General features: G+C 52.3%; 10 protein-coding genes, 1 tRNA gene, 2 rRNA genes, 7 pseudogenes and 1 riboswitch. Of the genes and pseudogenes, 15 read left to right on the forward strand and 5 right to left on the reverse strand.

The genetic code is table 11. The annotated features are described in order from the left end of the window. Window positions 1-160: 160 nt before the first annotated feature. The 3 genes and pseudogenes from GPOALKHO_RS00185 to GPOALKHO_RS00195 all read right to left on the reverse strand — a co-directional run. Window positions 161-345: pseudogene (locus GPOALKHO_RS00185) on the reverse strand (MscL family protein); the annotation flags it as partial. 122 nt (window positions 346-467) lie between these two features. Further along, a pseudogene (locus GPOALKHO_RS00190) lies at window positions 468-1,368 on the reverse strand (NAD-binding protein); the annotation flags it as partial. A gap of 262 nt (window positions 1,369-1,630) precedes the next feature. Next, window positions 1,631-1,750 (reverse strand): hypothetical protein, encoded by a 120-nt coding sequence (locus tag GPOALKHO_RS00195; RefSeq protein ID WP_406703494.1) that lies wholly within the window; start codon window positions 1,748-1,750, stop codon window positions 1,631-1,633. Window positions 1,751-1,785: 35 nt separating this feature from the next. On the opposite strand from GPOALKHO_RS00195, the gene GPOALKHO_RS00200 reads away from it, so the two are divergent. Then, entirely contained in the window at window positions 1,786-2,307 is a 522-nt protein-coding gene (locus GPOALKHO_RS00200; RefSeq protein WP_406702432.1) for a hypothetical protein, read from the forward strand. Between the two features lie 236 nt (window positions 2,308-2,543). On the opposite strand, the gene fmt is transcribed toward GPOALKHO_RS00200, so the two are convergent. Next, the gene (gene fmt, locus GPOALKHO_RS00205) at window positions 2,544-3,494 is read right to left on the reverse strand and encodes a methionyl-tRNA formyltransferase (protein ID WP_406703496.1); all 951 of its coding nucleotides are present in this window, start codon (window positions 3,492-3,494) and stop codon (window positions 2,544-2,546) included. A gap of 8 nt (window positions 3,495-3,502) precedes the next feature. Continuing rightward, the gene (def, locus tag GPOALKHO_RS00210) at window positions 3,503-4,027 is read right to left on the reverse strand and encodes a peptide deformylase (RefSeq protein ID WP_406703497.1); all 525 of its coding nucleotides are present in this window, start codon (window positions 4,025-4,027) and stop codon (window positions 3,503-3,505) included. A 763-nt stretch (window positions 4,028-4,790) separates the two neighbouring features. On the opposite strand from def, the pseudogene GPOALKHO_RS00215 reads away from it, so the two are divergent. The 14 genes and pseudogenes from GPOALKHO_RS00215 to ubiA form a co-directional block, all read left to right on the forward strand. After that, window positions 4,791-5,008, forward strand: a pseudogene (locus tag GPOALKHO_RS00215) (DUF494 family protein); the annotation flags it as partial. Between the two features lie 161 nt (window positions 5,009-5,169). Further along, complete coding sequence (locus tag GPOALKHO_RS00220) at window positions 5,170-5,745, forward strand: Sua5/YciO/YrdC/YwlC family protein (protein WP_406702433.1); 576 nt, start codon at window positions 5,170-5,172, stop codon at window positions 5,743-5,745. Window positions 5,746-5,764: 19 nt separating this feature from the next. After that, on the forward strand, window positions 5,765-6,583 hold the full coding sequence (gene aroE / locus GPOALKHO_RS00225) for a shikimate dehydrogenase (RefSeq protein WP_406702435.1): 819 nt from the start codon (window positions 5,765-5,767) through the stop codon (window positions 6,581-6,583). A 728-nt stretch (window positions 6,584-7,311) separates the two neighbouring features. Continuing rightward, window positions 7,312-8,853, forward strand: a 16S ribosomal RNA gene (locus GPOALKHO_RS00230). 220 nt (window positions 8,854-9,073) lie between these two features. Continuing rightward, window positions 9,074-9,149, forward strand: a tRNA-Glu gene (locus GPOALKHO_RS00235). Window positions 9,150-9,471: 322 nt separating this feature from the next. Further along, window positions 9,472-12,380: ribosomal RNA gene (locus GPOALKHO_RS00240) — 23S ribosomal RNA — on the forward strand. Together the 16S and 23S rRNA genes with 1 tRNA gene alongside form the textbook arrangement of a ribosomal RNA operon. Window positions 12,381-12,499: 119 nt before the next feature. After that, a pseudogene (locus tag GPOALKHO_RS00245) lies at window positions 12,500-12,647 on the forward strand (hypothetical protein); the annotation flags it as partial. 128 nt (window positions 12,648-12,775) lie between these two features. Further along, a riboswitch (Lysine riboswitch) is annotated at window positions 12,776-12,953 on the reverse strand. 307 nt (window positions 12,954-13,260) lie between these two features. Beyond that, a complete protein-coding gene (gene pgi, locus GPOALKHO_RS00250) occupies window positions 13,261-14,910 on the forward strand; it encodes a glucose-6-phosphate isomerase (RefSeq protein WP_406702437.1) in 1,650 nt (549 codons plus the stop codon). A 1,071-nt stretch (window positions 14,911-15,981) separates the two neighbouring features. After that, a pseudogene (locus GPOALKHO_RS00255) lies at window positions 15,982-16,083 on the forward strand (hypothetical protein); the annotation flags it as partial. Window positions 16,084-16,322: 239 nt separating this feature from the next. Further along, window positions 16,323-16,505 (forward strand): capsule biosynthesis GfcC D2 domain-containing protein, encoded by a 183-nt coding sequence (locus GPOALKHO_RS00260; RefSeq protein WP_406702439.1) that lies wholly within the window; start codon window positions 16,323-16,325, stop codon window positions 16,503-16,505. Between the two features lie 110 nt (window positions 16,506-16,615). Next, a pseudogene (locus GPOALKHO_RS00265) lies at window positions 16,616-16,685 on the forward strand (hypothetical protein); the annotation flags it as partial. 492 nt (window positions 16,686-17,177) lie between these two features. Next, a pseudogene (locus GPOALKHO_RS00270) lies at window positions 17,178-17,405 on the forward strand (YjbH domain-containing protein); the annotation flags it as partial. 168 nt (window positions 17,406-17,573) lie between these two features. Then, window positions 17,574-17,864 carry a hypothetical protein gene (locus GPOALKHO_RS00275; protein ID WP_406702440.1) on the forward strand — a complete coding sequence of 97 codons (291 nt, stop codon included), beginning with the start codon at window positions 17,574-17,576 and terminating at the stop codon, window positions 17,862-17,864. Between the two features lie 198 nt (window positions 17,865-18,062). Then, entirely contained in the window at window positions 18,063-18,935 is an 873-nt protein-coding gene (gene ubiA, locus GPOALKHO_RS00280; protein WP_406702442.1) for a 4-hydroxybenzoate octaprenyltransferase, read from the forward strand. The last annotated feature ends 45 nt before the right edge of the window (window positions 18,936-18,980 follow it).

An 18,980-nucleotide genomic window follows, 5' to 3' on the forward strand; every position in this document is an offset into this window, starting at 1 on the left:
TCTGTCGCGCCAAACTATCTGAGGTAATAGTATGGGTATTGTGGACGACTGAGCCGAACATCATATACCACAAGCGCAGCGGGCGTCTGTTAATAAATTCAATGATACAAAACACGGCAAAAGGCTACGATGATAAAATCATATCTTGCAGGAACACCTACATGATCACCGCCGGAATGTCTTCCTGCATGGCGTGAGCACCCAATATTAATTGCTTAGAATCAATCCCGCTGATCGGCAAGCCAATCGGTGGCATGGTGACGTTGGTCACTAAAGAGGAGACGCTTTTACCAAAAGCGACACCGATGATAATATCGACTGCCATGTGATCACGTTTCCACGCATCGCGAATTTGCGGAATTCTTATAAGAAACTCATAGAATTGCTCCATCATTTGTGAATGAACTAAAGCTAACAAAGGATGAATGATTTATGAGGGGGATATTTTCGAATAGGCCTTTGATATGTCAACGCTTAAAGGAAAAGGGACTGGATTGGAACAGTTGCTCTACATTGCTGACAAACTTTTATCGGTCAGGAACATGAACACATGGTCGCCCTGCTCGATACGGCTGTTTCGACGTGGCCTGCAGTGGAGAAATAGCGATGTCGATAACGCCGTCCTGCACTAGATCCATATAGACGCGCCACTGGATAGACGCGCCACTGGATAAATGACAAAACGTCGATCTGCTCAATATGCTCCTGCGCCAGTAGCTCCTGATCGGAGACATCGCAATAAAGGGCGTAGTATCGCCGCCGTTCCTCCAACTCCGCAGGACCTGCCCTTGATCACGCTCCATTAGCTTTACGTTGTGATCTTTTCCAGCCAATAAGTCAGGCCGGCGCCGATATTACCACCGCTGATAATCATAATGTGTTTAGCGCGGATGTGCTGCGAGGCAACCACGACAATACCTCATCGCTTCCCTTAATAATTGTCGAACCCTGCTGGCGGGTTGGCCGGTTCTGGCGGAGAGTTGCTGCGACGCGCGTTTCGATGTGCGGCATGTGTTCGCGCATGGAAGAGAGGGTTTCGGCGACATTGACCATCTGCAGGGTGCCGAGATACTCAATTAGTTTATAGATGTTATTGGTGACCAGTTGCTCAGGGGTATTAAATGATCAATGGGCACCGCTTCCGGCGAAAACAGTCGCTCCGCTTCGCAGACATAATCGTGGGAACGGATGTGGGTGATACGGTTGGGGTTTGAACCGCGTATAGGCCATTTGATAGACAATCACATTGGTTTCATCGGAGTTGATGACCGCTACTAGCATATTGGCATCCGTCACCCAAGCATCGCGCAGAACCCACGGATGGGATCCGTACCCTTGGATCGCGCGCAGATCAAACTCATTCTGCAATTAATGATGATAGTTAAGGATGATAGTTTTCCAGGCGCGCCGTTAGCGGGCGCACGCTTCCATTATTATGCCCTGTCATAGGGCTGCATCCTTTTCATCTTAACGTAAAGAAACCATCGCCCGATGCCAGCAACGGAACCAGGAGCTGCAGTATCGCCTGTTTCCTGCAATCGGGCTAGAAAAGCAGCGATTTGACCGCGGTTTTCCTTCAGAGAATTGAACAGGTGGCATATAGCAAGGCGATATCCCTGTCGCGGCGCAGTCATTTGATATTCGGATGCCGGTGTGTAACGCCTGTTGCGGAGCGGGGCGCATCCAGCGGAATGCGATCGAAAAGCCGATTATCGCACCAGTCTTCCGGTGTACGCCCGTCGCCAATGATGACTCCGCTTGCATGCTAAGCCGCTGCAGATTGTCATGGATTCGTGCCACGCGCCGCCCGCCTGTATCCACCGCGGTAACTCGTGCCGCTGGCGCGATCTTACAAAAGATGGGTGGTCTTACCATCGGGTCGGTGCACAGATCAAGGATGCCTCGCCGTCCTGCGGTGCCAGCAGCAAGGGCAAGCTCTGTGCTGGTGCATCCCGCACCATTACTCAGCTTCGATCGAAGCTGGGCAGACGGCGGACGTTGGTTGTTGGCGTCGATTATCTGCGCATACTGCGCCGGCCAGAATCCGTTTTTACGGCCAGGCAGGATGGATGTGGCGGATTTCCAGTTGCGCAGCCTCGACCAGAAACGCTGCCGCTGGTGTTGGAGCTGACGCAACACGCCATTAATCGATCCCTTAAGCGGCGGCCGTTTCAGCATCACCGATACCGTTTGCGCCAGCGCGGCATGGGCAAGGATGCTGGCGTAGATCAACTGATACAAACCGACTATGGGCAGGTAATGAACCGGCCGCTATTTACCGGTCAACGGTTTTCAGCTGGCGCATGATCCATTCCAATTGCAGCAGGACGCGCATAATACCGAAACAGAGCTCCTGCACAAGGACGCCTGTAACGGCGGCAACAACAGGCGCTGAGAGACTGACCTTGCTCCAGCACCTGTTCTGCCACCTTGGCGGCTATAACGCGGAGATTATAGTGTGTTTTCATAGCGTACCGAGCCATGAAGGCCCTCGTCATATAACCGGTGGCCACCGACGCCGGTTCACACCCTTCAGGCGAAGATCAATCCAGAAGCGTACCTGGAATAAACCATTCGCGGCGTGAATTGAGTAAATCCTGAACCGGTATCGCCTTTTTACCTGCCGGCTGCAACTGTGTGAGCGTTAGTATGCCCTGGCCAGTGGCGATGTGAATACCAGCCTTGTCCGCAGCCACAATGGTGCCTGGCGCACATGACGCCATCTGCCTGGCGCCTACGCTTGCGGCCAAAACTTTGATTTGCTGCCCCGCTAGCAAAAAATAGCTGATGGGCCAGGGGTTGAAGGCGCGGATACAGCGCTCAAGCCGCGCCGCGGGCAGACGCCAGTCGAGCCAGGCTTCGTCTTTGCTGAGTTTGTCTGCATAGGTCGCGAGCGCGTTGTTTTGTGGCTTGGCTGCGGTGCGGCCGGCGGCAAGTTTCTCAAGTGTGGACAATAGGGCGCTCGGTCCGATTTGCGCCAATTTGTCATGCAGCGAGGCACTGGTGTCGTTTGGCTCAATAATACAGGTTGTCTTATGCAGCATGGCGCCGGTATCGAGGCCGGCATCCATCTGTATGATCGTTACGCCGGTTCGGTCGTCGCCGGCCCACAATGCTCGCTGAATCGGTGCCGGCCCGCGCCATCGCGGTAATAGTGACCCATGAACGTTAATGCAGCCAAGGCGCGGTAGGTCCAGAACCGCCTGAGGAAGGATTAGGCCATAGGCTACCACCACCATAATATCCGCCTTCAAGGCAGCCACCCACCCTTGCCCTTCGGGTCTGCGCAGCGAAGACGGTTGAAATACCGGAAGGCTGTGCCGCTCCGCCAACTGTTTGACCGGGCTGGGCGTCAATCGGTTGCCGCGTCCGGCAGGCCGGTCCGGCTGGGTGAAAACGCCGACCACCTGATGTTGGGCGCGAATCAGCGTGTCCAAATGGCGCGCGGCAAAATCCGGCGTACCGGCGAAGATAATACGTAAAGAGTTGGACAGGATGATTCCTATGGCGCTTGGGTTACTTTTGTGCGTGTCATACGCGCCAGTTTTTCCATTTTTTGACGAATTCGCTGACGTTTTAGCGGCGAGAGATAATCAACAAACAGCTTGCCGACCAGATGATCCATCTCGTGCTGGATACAGATTGCCAGCAGATCGTCCGCATCCAGCTCGAAGCTGTTGCCGTCGTGATCCAGTGCCTGCACTCTCACTTTCTCCGCCCGTAGTACGAAGCCTCGCTGATTGGGAATCGACAGACAGCCTTCATCAATGCCGGTTTCGCCGCTTTTTTCCATAAGTTTGGGGTTGATCAGCACTAGGCGCTGATCGCGGTTTTCCGAGATATCAATAACGATGATCCGCTGGTGGATATTAACCTGGGTGGCAGCTAGGCCGATTCCCTTCTCGGCGTACATCGTTTCAAACATATTACACACAATACGGCGGATGGCGTCATTGACATCAGCGACAGGTTTGGCAACTTTACGCAACCGCTCATCGGGATAATGTAACACCTGCAATAATGACATAGTGGTCTGAATCTGCATCTGAGTATGAAACGATATTTATCCCCATTCTAGACATTTCTAGGGCTGATTGACAGCATTGGACGAGAAATGTCCCGGCGTTGGTCAATCGCTAACTCAGGAAAGGGAGAAATACTGTTGAGCGAAATACGGCTGCGCATGGCAGCGTAAGGAGGGTAAACAGCGCTCTGGCCAGATTATTCCCTGGCCAGAGCGCTGTTAAATGCGTTTTAACCTCGCGACAACATCAGCGCTATCATTGCTGTTCGCCAAGTGAATTGGAGAATGCGCGCCGCTGTTGGCAATGCATTTTCCCTTTCGTAACCGCTTGATAAGCGTGTTAAGCTCGGGGTATTAGTGGTTGAGGTGGCAATAAAGTGGTTGGTCATGCTGCTCTGTGCTCTGGATCAGGGACGAGAGATCTTTGCTTTGCTAGGCTCGCTGGACAGCGCGTCCAGCGCCAGTATTGGCTTATCCAGCATGGCGCAATGCTTATCCCCTGGGGGGGAGATATTTGAACACCTGTACAGTGACTTGAAATGGCTGACGCCGAAATAAGACGGAAATTATTTCTACACCAGAATGCGAAGTTAAATTTGCCATTTGCCGATGTGTGGGCTAACGTAGAGGACGAGGTTACATCTGTGACGTCGTTGCTGAGCGTACCGGCCAGCCTGCGCCAGGGGTGGTAGTGAAATTGCTCTGGAGTTAGCAGGATGGATCGCAGTTGTACCCGGCGGCTATGTCCAATTAAGGAGGGCAGGCCATGTTCGACGTGCTAATGTATTTGTTTGAAACCTACATCCACAATGCAGTCGACATGCGCGCGGATCAGGATAAATTGACCGATGACATCACACGAGCTGGCCTTCACACGATGATATTTATAATGCGTTAAACTGGCTGAAGAAACTGGCTGGTTTGCAGAACGGGCAGAGCAGAACTTTTTCGCTGGATGCCGATCCGGCTGCCATGTGTATCTATAATAAAGTTCTATCCCATCTATAAATATGCGTTAAATAATCAGACCGTGGCGGGAATATGCATGTATTGTCATTCCCCGCTGTTAATGGAGATAAATACCGTTCGCAGAGCAAAGCGGTTTTGTGCCGATAAAGGCTGCGGCAAGCCGGTAGCAACAAACGATGATGAAGAATGAAACTTCATTGCTTGACCTGGCAAATGTAGTGACGGCGCTGCACCAGCAGCAGGTTATCGCTTATCCGACAGAGGCCGTGTTTGGGTTAGGTTGCGATCCGAACAGCGAAAACGCGATTCAGGCGCTGCTTAAGCTAAAACAACGTTCGTGGCAAAAAGGGTTGATCCTGGTTGCCGCGCATTACGCCCAGCTCACGGATTATATTGACGACAGCGCGTTGGATAATGCCGCGCGGGAGCGGATGTTCGCCTGTTGGCCGGGCCCCGTTACTTGGGTGGTACCGGCCCGCCCCACAACACCGCGTTGGTTAATGGGGCGACACGCATCACTGGCGGTACGCGTCAGTGCATTTGAACCGGTACGGCGTCTTTGCCTAGCTTTCGGCAGGCCGCTTGTGTCCACCAGCGCCAATTTGACCGGGTTGCCGCCGGCGCATACCGCCGATGAAGTGCGTGAGCAATTAGGCGCCGCTTTTCCGGTGCTAGACCAAGCGGTAGAGGGGCGGCGCAATCCTTCTGAAATTCACGATGCCCTAAGCGGCGAATTAATCCGCCAGAACTGACCATCACCAGAGTGACACTATGGATACCTACGCCGTTTTTGGTAACCCGATTAAACATAGTCTGTCACCGCGCATTCATGCACTCTTTGCCGCTGAAACCGGTCTAGCTCATCCTTATGGTCGTGTGTTAGCGCCGCTGGACGGTTTTGAACAAACGCTACGGCGGTTTTTCGACGAGGGAGGAGTGGGGGCGAATATTACCCTGCCGTTTAAAGAACGTGCGTTTTCGCTGTGCGATCAGCTCAGCGAGCGTGGGTCTTTGGCTGGGGCGGTGAACACTATCAAGAAACTACCGGACGGGGCATTACTGGGGGACAACACCGACGGCATCGGGTTGGTTAGCGATTTGCAGCGTCTCGCTCTATTGCGCCAAGACAGCCGAGTGCTGTTAGTGGGCGCCGGCGGCGCGGCGCGGGGGGTTATTTTACCGCTACTGGCCTACGGCTGCAAAGTGGCGCTGACCAACCGCTCTTTCCACCGCGCACAAGAGCTGGTGGAACTTTACCATCACGTCGGCAATATTAGTGCGCTGCCACTAGAGCACCTCGACACACCGGACTACGACCTAATCATTAATGCGACATCCACCGGGGTGCAGGGGGGTATCCCGCTGCTGCCGGCTTCCGTCATTACGCCGGCGGTGTGCTGCTACGATATGTTTTATCAGCAATGCGAAACGCCATTCATCGCCTGGTGTCGTAGGCAGGGTGTGCTGCACTGCGCCGATGGGCTCGGCATGTTGGTGGGTCAGGCGGCGTCGGCCTTCTTCATATGGCATGGCGTATTGCCCTCGGTTTTGTCGGTGCTGGAAACCCTGCGGGCGGAGTTGGACGCATGAACTAGGCGATACATTTCTCGGATCTGGAGTGCCAAATCAGCGCGAGCTAGTTATATGGCCGCTCCCGTCCGCGATTGCTCAGGGGATAAATATTGACGGCTAATGCTGCTTAGCCTAGATGTTGGTATGTGTCCATTGTTTGGAGTCTGAATTGGAGTCTGAAAGCGTTTTAAGGCCAGCGGTATCCAAAAAGTTACGCCTAAAATACCAGATCGCGCGATGATAATAAATCACGTCATTCTACAGATGGAGATAGCCATATATGTAAGCGTTTATCGGGCGCCGCCGGGCTTCCAGTGCTAATGACAACCTCATCATTGATAACGGCGCCATCCAGAACAATGTTCCCCATAAGATCAAAGCGGAAGGGATAAAGTAAGCAGTCAGTTGCAAAAAATCAAAAAGGCTTGTGTAATAAATTCAGCTCCCTCCACTCCCTATAATGCGCCTCCACTGACCGGGAGCAGTCGTTGCGACTTACCGGCTCAGCCAGAGGCAAGCGGTCCACGAAGGTTAAATAAAAGCTTGACTCTGCAGCGGAAAAGCGTAGTATACGCCACTTGTACCGGTAGAGGAATTACCCTCCCGGACACGCTCTTTAACAATTTATCAGACAATCTGTGTGGGCACTCATAAGACAGTATCGATACACGAAATATCAAGTCTTGAAGAGTGAACAACGAATATTCATAGGAATACCAGTTTTAATTCTTTGAGCATCAAGCTTTTAATTGAAGAGTTTGATCATGGCTCAGATTGAACGCTGGCGGCAGGCCTAACACATGCAAGTCGAGCGGCAACGGAAAGAAGCTTGCTTCTTTGCCGGCGAGCGGCGGACGGGTGAGTAATGTCTGGGGATCTGCCCGATGGAGGGGGATAACTGCTGGAAACGGTAGCTAATACCACATAACGTCGCAAGACCAAAGTGGGGGACCTTCTGGCCTCACACCATCGGATGAACCCAGATGGGATTAGCTAGTAGGTGGGGTAATGGCTCACCTAGGCGACGATCCCTAGCTGGTCTGAGAGGATGACCAGCCACACTGGAACTGAGACACGGTCCAGACTCCTACGGGAGGCAGCAGTGGGGAATATTGCACAATGGGGGAAACCCTGATGCAGTCATGCCGCGTGTGTGAAGAAGGCCTTCGGGTTGTAAAGCACTTTCAGCGGGAAGGAAGGCGATGGCGTTAATAGCGCCATCTGTTGACGTTACCCGAAGAAGAAGCACCGGCTAACTCCGTGCCAGCAGCCGCGGTAATACGGAGGGTGCAAGCGTTAATCGGAATTACTGGGCGTAAAGCGTACGCAGGCGGTCTATTAAGTCAGATGTGAAATCCCCGGGCTCAACCTGGGAACTGCATTTGAAACTGGTAGGCTAGAGTCTCGTAGAGGGGGGTAGAATTCCAGGTGTAGCGGTGAAATGCGTAGAGATCTGGAGGAATACCAGTGGCGAAGGCGGCCCCCTGGACGAAGACTGACGCTCAGGTACGAAAGCGTGGGGAGCAAACAGGATTAGATACCCTGGTAGTCCACGCCGTAAACGATGTCGATTTGAAGGTTGCGGCCTTGAGCCGTGGCTTTCGGAGCTAACGCGTTAAATCGACCGCCTGGGGAGTACGGCCGCAAGGTTAAAACTCAAATGAATTGACGGGGGCCCGCACAAGCGGTGGAGCATGTGGTTTAATTCGATGCAACGCGAAGAACCTTACCTACTCTTGACATCCAGAGAACTAGGCAGAGATGCCTAGGTGCCTTCGGGAGCTCTGAGACAGGTGCTGCATGGCTGTCGTCAGTTCGTGTTGTGAAATGTTGGGTTAAGTCCCGCAACGAGCGCAACCCTTATCCTTTGTTACCAGCGATTCGGTCGGGAACTCAAGGGAGACTGCCGGTGATAAACCGGAGGAAGGTGGGGATGACGTCAAGTCATCATGGCCCTTACGAGTAGGGCTACACACGTGCTACAATGGCGCATACAAAGAGAAGCGATCTTGCGAGAGTCAGCGGACCTCATAAAGTGCGTCGTAGTCCGGATTGGAGTCTGCAACTCGACTCCATGAAGTCGGAATCGCTAGTAATCGTGGATCAGAACGCCACGGTGAATACGTTCCCGGGCCTTGTACACACCGCCCGTCACACCATGGGAGTGGGTTGCAAAAGAAGTAGGTAGCTTAACCTTCGGGAGGGCGCTTACCACTTTGTGATTCATAACTGGGGTGAAGTCGTAACAAGGTAACCGTAGGGGAACCTGCGGTTGGATCACCTCCTTACCTAAACGATACGTTAAGTGACGTGCCCACACAGATTGTCTGATAACTACCACGAGCAAAGCAGCTCGTCGGCGGCTTTTACCTGTTTCCTGGTAAGCAAGGAAAACATTATTGGCGGCTAAGCGAAGTTACCGCCGCTTTACGGTCAGGATTGCCCGCTTGCCTTATGAAAACGGTGCTTTCTGCCCAAGTATCGCAGTGTGTTGCCCGCGTTTTACGAGTCCCCTTCGTCTAGTGGCCTAGGACACTGCCCTTTCACGGCGGTAACAGGGGTTCGAACCCCCTAGGGGACGCCATTTTGCTTGATATTTCAGAGCGCGTTTGATAAACGCGCTCTGAAATATCGTGCTCTTTAACAATCCGGAATAAGCTGAAAATTTGAAACACATGCTGAAGTGCAAGCTCAGCATGTGAGTCTCTCAAACGAAGTAAGCAAACCTGAGATAACGCTTAACGTTATCACTGTCGTGCGATAGGCGCTGTCGTTTCAGCCCGGTCCTCACAGACTGTGCCGAGTCTCGCCTGTATGGTGAGACTCAAGCGAGACGACGCAAGTGACTGAAAGCCCGGAAGTCGTGGCAGACCGTCGAACCAAATGCAGACAGCTCAGGGTTGTGAGGTTAAGTAACTAAGCGTATACGGTGGATGCCTAGGCAGTCAAAGGCGATGAAGGACGCGTTAATCTGCGAAAAGCGCCGGTGAGCTGATATGAAGCGTTATCAGCCGGCGATGTCCGAATGGGGAAACCCGATGCAATTCGTTGCATCATCGTCAGGTGAATCCATAGCCTGACGAAGCGAACCAGGGGAACTGAAACATCTCAGTACCCTGAGGAAAAGAAATCAACCGAGATTCCCCCAGTAGCGGCGAGCGAATGGGGAACAGCCCAGAGCCATCATCAGCTTGCGCATCAGGAGAACGGTCTGGAAAGTCCGGCGACAGAGGGTGATAGCCCCGTATCCGAAGGTGCGCTTGTTGTGAGCTCAATGAGTAGGGCGGGACACGTGATATCCTGTCTGAAGATGGGGGGACCATCCTCCAAGGCTAAATACTCCTGACTGACCGATAGTGAACCAGTACCGTGAGGGAAAGGTGAAAAGAACCCCGGCAAGGGGAGTGAAATAGAACCTGAAACCGTGTACGTACAAGCAGTGGGAGCATCCTTCGGGGTGTGACTGCGTACCTTTTGTATAATGGGTCAGCGACTTATATTCTGTAGCAAGGTTAACCATATAGGGGAGCCGTAGGGAAACCGAGTCTTAACTGGGCGTTTAGTTGCAGGATATAGACCCGAAACCCGGTGATCTAGCCATTGGCAGGTTGAAGGTTGGGTAGTACTAACTGGAGGACCGAACCGACTAATGTTGAAAAATTAGCGGATGACTGGTGGCTGGGGGTGAAAGGCCAATCAAACCGGGAGATAGCTGGTTCTCCCCGAAAGCTATTTAGGTAGCGCCTCGTGAAGTCATCTACGGGGGTAGAGCACTGTTTCGGCTAGGGGTCCATCCCGGATTACCAATCCGATGCAAACTGCGAATACCGTAGAATGTTATCACGGGAGACACACGGCGGGTGCTAACGTCCGTCGTGAAGAGGGAAACAACCCAGACCGCCAGCTAAGGTCCCAAAGTCATGGTTAAGTGGGAAACGATGTGGGAAGGCCCAGACAGCCAGGATGTTGGCTTAGAAGCAGCCATCATTTAAAGAAAGCGTAATAGCTCACTGGTCGAGTCGGCCTGCGCGGAAGATGTAACGGGGCTAAACCATACACCGAAGCTGCGGCAGCGACACGTATGTGTTGTTGGGTAGGGGAGCGTTCTGTAAGCCTGTGAAGGTGACCTGTGAGGGCTGCTGGAGGTATCAGAAGTGCGAATGCTGACATAAGTAACGATAAAGCGGGTGAAAAGCCCGCTCGCCGGAAGACCAAGGGTTCCTGTTCAACGTTAATCGGAGCAGGGTGAGTCGACCCCTAAGGCGAGGCCGAAAGGCGTAGTCGATGGGAAACAGGTTAATATTCCTGTACTGGGTGTGACTGCGAAGGGGGGACGGAGAAAGCTAGGTTCGCCGGGGGACGGTTGTCCCGGTTCAAGCGTGAAGGTGGAATGAGCAGGCAAATCCGCTCATTCTTAACATTGAGGCGTGATGACGAGCCACTACGGTGGTGAAGGAATTGATGCTACGCTTCCAGGAAAAGCCTCTAAGCTCCAGGTCACATCGAATCGTACCCCAAACCGACACAGGTGGTCAGGTAGAGAATACCAAGGCGCTTGAGAGAACTCGGGTGAAGGAACTAGGCAAAATGGTGCCGTAACTTCGGGAGAAGGCACGCTGGTGTGTAGGTGGAGGGCCTTGCGCCCCGAGCTGAAGCCAGTCGCAGATACCAGCTGGCTGCAACTGTTTATTAAAAACACAGCACTGTGCAAACACGAAAGTGGACGTATACGGTGTGACGCCTGCCCGGTGCCGGAAGGTTAATTGATGGGGTTATCGCTTGCGAGAAGCTCTTGATCGAAGCCCCGGTAAACGGCGGCCGTAACTATAACGGTCCTAAGGTAGCGAAATTCCTTGTCGGGTAAGTTCCGACCTGCACGAATGGCGTAATGATGGCCAGGCTGTCTCCACCCGAGACTCAGTGAAATTGAACTCGCCGTGAAGATGCGGTGTACCCGCGGCAAGACGGAAAGACCCCGTGAACCTTTACTATAGCTTGACACAGAACATTGAGCCTTGATGTGTAGGATAGGTGGGAGGCTTTGAAGTGCGGACGCCAGTCTGCATGGAGCCAATCTTGAAATACCACCCTTTAATGTTTGATGTTCTCACTCAGGCCCGTCATCCGGACCGAGGACAGTGTCTGGTAGGTAGTTTGACTGGGGCGGTCTCCTCCCAAAGAGTAACGGAGGAGCACGAAGGTTAGCTAATCACGGTCGGACATCGTGAGGTTAGTGTAAAGGCATAAGCTAGCTTGACTGTGAGAGTGACAGCTCGAGCAGGTGCGAAAGCAGGTCTTAGTGATCCGGTGGTTCTGCATGGAAGGGCCATCGCTCAACGAATAAAAGGTACTCCGGGGATAACAGGCTGATACCGCCCAAGAGTTCATATCGACGGCGGTGTTTGGCACCTCGATGTCGGCTCATCACATCCTGGGGCTGAAGTAGGTCCCAAGGGTATGGCTGTTCGCCATTTAAAGTGGTACGCGAGCTGGGTTTAGAACGTCGTGAGACAGTTCGGTCCCTATCTGCCGTGGGCGCTGGAAGATTGAGAGGGGCTGCTCCTAGTACGAGAGGACCGGAGTGGACGCACCACTGGTGTTCGGGTTGTCATGCCAATGGTATTGCCCGGTAACTACGTGCGGAAGAGATAACCGCTGAAAGCATCTAAGCGGGAAACTTGCCTCAAGATGAGTCTTCCCTGAGGTCTAGAGCCTCCTGAAGGGACGTTAAAGACGATGACGTTGATAGGTCGGGTGTGTAAGCGCTGCGAGGCGTTGAGCTAACCGATACTAATGACCCGTGAGACTTAACCTTACAACACCTGAGCTGTTTGAGAGCGAGCCACAAAAGTGCAGGTAATACCACCAACACCTGCAGCAAATGCAGGCAAAATGTGGTCGCTCATGTGCTAGGGGCATCAACACCGGCGTGCCGGCAGGGATATCGTCGGCGTGGTGTTAGCCTGCAACAGCTATAACATGATCGATCTTGACGTTATAGTTCAGATGGATAAAATTCTCAAAACCTCGTACGAAAGGCAATTAATTAGATATCATGGGGTTATCTGTACTGATTACCCCTAGGTGGATGAATTTGACATGCCCAAATATCTCGTATTAGATGCCATGGCCGGGTGGCAGCGGTGATATCAGGTCAGGTACGAGCCAGGCGCGGGAAGCAAGGAAGCAGGCGTGGAGGCAGGTTACGGTATACCCAGAAGCGCCTCACCGTTACCAATCGCCCGGCGAAATACTTGGTGACAACCCGAGGGATTCAGCCCCGTGGTCGACGGCGGCGTGCTCGTATGCCGCTATCGTCTTAGTGGCACTCCTTGGGTATGATCGCGGGAAAGCGGACCCTCCTCGTGGACGAGCCTCTTCTGGTTCACACATTAGATGCGTCACTAGGTCATTAGAAATACGGGCAATAGCGTTGATGTCAACGTGGCAGCACGTGATTTTTCATCGCCGGCCACGGATTCATGGCAGCGGATAATTCTCTGCAGGAAAATAGTGCGAGTCTGTTAGGCTAAATAAAAGCGTGCCGCGCGACCGATTCGCACAGGGCACGACGTATTGGCGTAAGAAAAATCCTCCCGGGCGCGGCGTTAAAGCGATACAATCATAATCAAAACACATAATCAAAAAATATGCGATAAATATGCGATGATCTAATCACCTATAAGAGTGTTGTTATGAAAAATATCAATCCCAGTCATACTGCGGCTTGGAAAGCGCTGCAACAACATTTCGACTCAATGAAAGACGTGCAAATAAGCGACCTGTTCGCACAGGAGCCGGCGCGTTTTTCCGCCTTTTCGGCAACGTTCGACGACCAGATGCTGGTGGATTACTCCAAAAACCGCATTACCGCTGAGACCTTGACCCGTTTGTTGGCGCTGGCGGACGAATGTGGCGTCAAGGAAGCGATTGCTGCCATGTTTAACGGAGAGAAAATCAACCGTACCGAAGAGAGGGCGGTGCTGCATGTTGCGCTACGCAACCGCAGCAATACGCCGATTAACGTTGATGGCAAGGATGTGATGCCGGACGTCAATGCGGTACTAGCGAAAATGAAACACTTCTGCGAGCGGGTGATCAGCGGCGCATGGAAAGGGTATACCGGCCGCACTATCACCGATATCGTCAACATCGGTATCGGTGGCTCCGATTTGGGGCCGTATATGGTAACTGAGGCGTTACGACCTTATAAAAATCACCTCCACATGCATTATGTGTCCAACGTTGACGGCACTCATATTACTGAAACGATTAAAGACCTGGATCCGGCGACCACCTTATTTCTGGTGGCCTCCAAAACCTTTACCACCCAGGAAACTATGACCAATGCCCACAGCGCGCGGGATTGGTTCTTGAAAACCGCCGGTTATGAGAAACATGTCTCCCGCCACTTCGCCGCCTTGTCCACCAACGCCAAGGCGGTAGCAGAATTCGGCATCGATACCGAGAATATGTTTGAGTTCTGGGACTGGGTTGGCGGCCGCTATTCGCTGTGGTCCGCCATCGGTTTATCCATTGCGTTGTCACTGGGTTTCGAAAATTTTGAAAAACTGCTTAGCGGCGCGCACGCCATGGACCACCATTTCATCACAATGCCGCTGGAGAAAAATTTACCGGTGCTGTTGGCACTCATCGGTATTTGGTATAATAATTTCTACGGCATGGAAACCGAGGCGATTCTGCCTTACGATCAATATATGCACCGCTTCGCGGCTTATTTCCAGCAGGGTAATATGGAGTCCAACGGAAAATATATCGATCGTGAAGGGCACCCCGTGAGCTATCAAACCGGGCCTATTATCTGGGGTGAACCGGGCACTAATGGGCAGCATGCATTTTATCAGCTTATTCACCAAGGGACGAAAATCGTGCCTTGCGATTTTATCGCTCCCGCCATTAGCCATAATCCTATTGCCGATCACCACGCCAAACTGCTGTCCAATTTCTTCGCCCAGACCGAAGCGCTGGCCTTTGGCAAATCACGCGATGCCGTAGAGCAAGAATTCAGTACGGCCGGCAAATCTCCGGATCAGGTTCGGCATGTGGCGCCATTTAAAGTTTTTAAGGGCAACCGTCCCACCAATTCTATTTTGCTGCGCGAGATTACCCCTTACAGCCTGGGCGCGTTGATTGCGCTGTACGAGCACAAGATTTTTACACAAGGGACAATATTGAATATCTATACCTTCGACCAGTGGGGCGTTGAGTTGGGCAAGCAGCTCGCTAATCGCATTTTGCCGGAACTAGCTCAGGATAATCCGATTGACGCGCACGATAGTTCTACCAACGGCCTGATCAATTGCTATAAGTCCTGGCGTCACTGATAAATTTTCTTTATGAGAGAGCTCATCACCGGTCGAGGGTGATGAAAATTAGCGGTGGTAAAGCGTCTATTAGCTGTTCAGTGAATTAACGCATTGCGCGTTTAAGAACCATTACCATTTGTCATCTATGTTGCCGTTATTGTGGAATGTAACTTTTTTCGCCTACTACAGATCCACTTGATGAACCTTTTAGCAAATTATCACGACAATAATAGAGTAATGGCGATATTTAATTTTACATACCGATAACAAGGTAGTGAAATATATCACATTGTTCTGTTCTTACCCACCTTTCAGCACTTTTGCGACATTCTCATTAGTCAATAATGCAATCTGCATTTTATTGTATTATATTTAATTTAACTATATGTTGAGTAATCACAATCATTAATTAAATGTGTTGAAAATTGTTAAGTGTAGTAATAGCTGCGTGGATGGCGAGTGGTTCATATGCGATCGCTGCGCTGGCGACAAGGACCGGTTTAAACAGGGCGGCACCGCGGGTGGTGCCACAGCGTCCGGCTGAGCGCTGGCGCGGCGTTGACCTCCTCCTACAACGACAATAATAGTGGCAGCAGTAACACCAGTACTACGACTTCAACGTTCTAAGTAAAAATAATCAGCACACGTAAGTATGATGATTGTTTGAGCATTTTCGTTTAGAAAAGGTATAGTTGATACGTGCGTATTGGCCACCTTTGGAACGCCTGGCGTTGAGATAAAGCGCCAGCGCAGGTGCGCGCGACCCCTTACGCCAGCATGTAAGCCAAAGTGAACGAGGGATCGCAAATCTTTGTTGTGTCGGCCTATACCGAATAGTAATCTTAGTTAGATGGGCTACCCGCGACAGGCTATGCTGGTCACGCGAAATGGCTACCTTACAACACCTAGTCTGCTGGATAACTCGCTGGAAGTGACCAACCTCAACACCGATCCCCCTCATCCATCCCAATTGCATCCTTAATGATACCGAATGGACCGCCACCCGGTCGTGGATGGAAAGGTCGCGGGTCGCGACGTTTATCTCCCAGTTCAGCTTGGTGAATAACGAAACCCTGACGATATCGTAACCGTTACTGGATCGATGCGCGATCCAAAGCCATGGTAAAAACGGAACAATCCATTAGCCTGGATTACTTTCCGATTGAAACCACTACTTTAAAATATCTGTAAACCATGAAAAAACAATTCTTAATCGCCATGAGCTTATGTGTTGGTTTTATCGCGTCCGCCTTAGCCGACAGCCGAGCGGCGTTCATTATCCTGAGCAATCTCAAGCGGTGATATTATAAGGTGCCGCTAATCTGGAACAGCGTACGCTGCACCCGGAGCTTAACGGGTGCAGTCGGTGGCTGGGCACCGCGATAGCAGAAAGGAGCACCAGCGAGGTGCAGTAGCAGGTACAGCAAGAATTGCTGGCTCGATTAAGTGTCTTCAGTACTGAACTGGGCGGGGATCATGACGGCGAGTTGGCTACGTGGAGCGGGTGCGCGCAATTGGCCTCGATACGGGTGACCGTACGGAAGTTTGTGCCGCTGTATCCTGATTGGATACGTTTACATTCTAAAGCTAACCGTAGACTGAGTGGTGATTAGCGTCTATACCTTATCCTGAGCACCAGTGTATTGGTGGCTGATGTCACGCGCCTACCAGCCCGCATCCTTATCAGCTTGTCGCGATGTTGTGGAATATCTGCAAATCCACCATAAGCTACGAACGCGGAAAACACCTTCATGTTCGGCGTTATGCTGCGCACCAACTTTAACGATTTGCGGCAGCAGTAAAAAATCGGAAATATCGCGATAAGGGCGTGGATCGCGCTAACCGCATTATAGTGAATAGCCTGCCGAAAATGTCGATACACTGCAAGTCACCGAATATGTCAATGGTGATCACCGAGGCCAACGATGCAGCCTGCAAGATACTCTGCAAGTCTACACGCCGGGCTATGAGAAGCTGCTGATTCAGCGTCGCGTCGAACTCGACGTGCCGAAACTGTCTAGCAGGGCTTTACATCGACCGCAACCGGCTGAAGCTGAGCTGATCGCCGGTGCTGAACTAGTCCTTTGGCGGCCCGTAATTACTGACCCATTAACTACCGGGCGCTGCGGGGTAGCCTGTTCGATAATACCGCAAATAATCACGATAAATTACACCGATCTGCCTTTGGATCCCATCTGCTGCGCATGCGCACCCAGACGTTTATATTAGCAAGCTGCAGACCCTATATCGATCGGCTTGGTGATGTCTGGTGCGGCCAGCTGTACGGTATTACCGTTGGTGATTACGTCACCTTTACCAATGTGAAAGAGGAGTACGAAGAGGGATCCTTTACTAAAGGCTTCCATCTATCGATCCCGCTGGATGTCCTAACGGTTACGCCGAACCGGACCCGCGCGCAGTTCAACTGGACGCTGTTTACCCGCGACGGTGGTCAGATGGTAGAGATACTATCTTATGGTCTGACCGACGAACGCTCGCCAGCTGTGGAATAAACGCTGTGACGCGGTATATTAATACGGATGGCCTCCTCGCGAGGCCATTTTCACCCGAGCCTCGGCACAGCCTGTTTGTGTGTCACGAAGGGGTCATCTGCGTCGAGCGTGAAGCGTGGTCCGTCGGCGTGAATTGTTGGTGTGGCATGTCAATGCAAGCGGTTCACAATGAAAATCTTTAACCCTGGGAGCGAGCGTGGATTCTGTGCCGAACAGGCTATTGTTGCACCACTTGACGGTGTTCAGTGGCTGGACGCGCCGCCAGCCTGGCCCGATGACGTCATGCGCAGCCAGTTGACTGAACGTGGATCGATAACGCGCTATGTGGATCGAGAACGCGCTATCTTGAACAAGGATTTGTCCCCGCCTTGCATCGAGCCGAGAGAATCGGCGTTACTGCTGGATTGTGGGCGGCTCTGGCTGCAGGAAGTGGTGCTTTATGATTATGACAAGGTCTAGCTGACCGCGCGTACTCTGGTTCCCGCCGCGACAAAGGCAAGGCCGCGATTATGCAATTCAACTAGGCAGGCGCTATGGCTGCGCCGTGTTCGTCTACTTCACGATGGGCAGGCTCTGCTGATGACAGCGGCCTTTCTACCCGGTTGCCCGCTGTATGTCTGCGGCGGCGGTGCGCTAGAATAGAAAAGGAGAGTTCCTTTGGATCACAGCCTGACACAGGATAAATGGCAGGTATGGTGCCGATTGATACGGATTGATAAGCCCATCGGTTCGCTGCTACTGCTGTGGCCGACGCTTTGGGCCCTGTGGCTGGCTGGCATGGCCGTGCCCACCTTGGGAACGTTGACGGTATTTGTTCTGGGTGTCTTCTTTATGCGCGCCGCCGGCTGCGTGATTAACGATTATGCGGACCGTAAAATAGACGGCCATGTCAAACGTACCCGCTCTCGCCCCTTGCCTAGCAGAGCAATCGGCGAAAAAGAGGCCAAACTCCTGTTTGGCGCGCTGGTGGGGATTTCGTTTGCGCTTGTGTTGACATTGAACAGTATGGCCATCGTGCTGTCAACGGTAGCCCTGGCGATGGCGTGGGCTTATCCATTCATGAAGCGATACACGCATTTACCGCAGCTGATGCTGGGTGCGGCGTTCGGCTGGTCGATTCCAATGGCGTTTATGGCTGTGGGTGAGTCCTTACCTCTGAATTGCTGGCTACTGTTTCTGGCGAATATCGCCTGGACGGTGGCTTACGATACCCAATATGCCATGGTAGACCGGGACGACGATCTACGTATCGGTGTCAAATCCACCGCCATCCTATTTGGTCGCTTCGATAAACTGATCATCGGGTTGCTGCAGCTGGCGACGCTTGGGTTGCTCGGCGTTATCGGCTGGCAGGCCGGGCTCGGTAGGCTATACTATTTGGCTCTGGCGGGCGCCTCAGCGTTGTTTCTTTATCAGCAAAAGCTGATCGCCCACCGCGAGCGACAGGCCTGCTTTCGGGCATTTCTGAATAATAACTTTGTTGGCATGCTGATTTTTATCGGTATTTTTCTTAGTTTATTGCCGCGTTAAGCTACTTCATCTAAACGCGTTTCGCCGCGAGGGGAAAACCACGAC

Source organism: Sodalis sp. (in: enterobacteria), from assembly GCF_036327475.1.
GTDB lineage: Bacteria > Pseudomonadota > Gammaproteobacteria > Enterobacterales > Enterobacteriaceae.

What these genes read in the sequence shown, in the direction of transcription:
- aroE (WP_406702435.1), top strand. Translation starts at nt 5,765, where the DNA reads ATGGATACCTACGCCGTTTTTGGTAACCCGATTAAACATAGTCTGTCA.
- pgi (WP_406702437.1), top strand. Translation starts at nt 13,261, where the DNA reads ATGAAAAATATCAATCCCAGTCATACTGCGGCTTGGAAAGCGCTGCAA.
- GPOALKHO_RS00220 (WP_406702433.1), top strand. Translation starts at nt 5,170, where the DNA reads ATGATGAAGAATGAAACTTCATTGCTTGACCTGGCAAATGTAGTGACG.
- GPOALKHO_RS00200 (WP_406702432.1), top strand. Translation starts at nt 1,786, where the DNA reads ATGGATTCGTGCCACGCGCCGCCCGCCTGTATCCACCGCGGTAACTCG.
- def (WP_406703497.1), bottom strand. Translation starts at nt 4,027, where the DNA reads ATGTCATTATTGCAGGTGTTACATTATCCCGATGAGCGGTTGCGTAAA.
- GPOALKHO_RS00275 (WP_406702440.1), top strand. Translation starts at nt 17,574, where the DNA reads ATGAAAATCTTTAACCCTGGGAGCGAGCGTGGATTCTGTGCCGAACAG.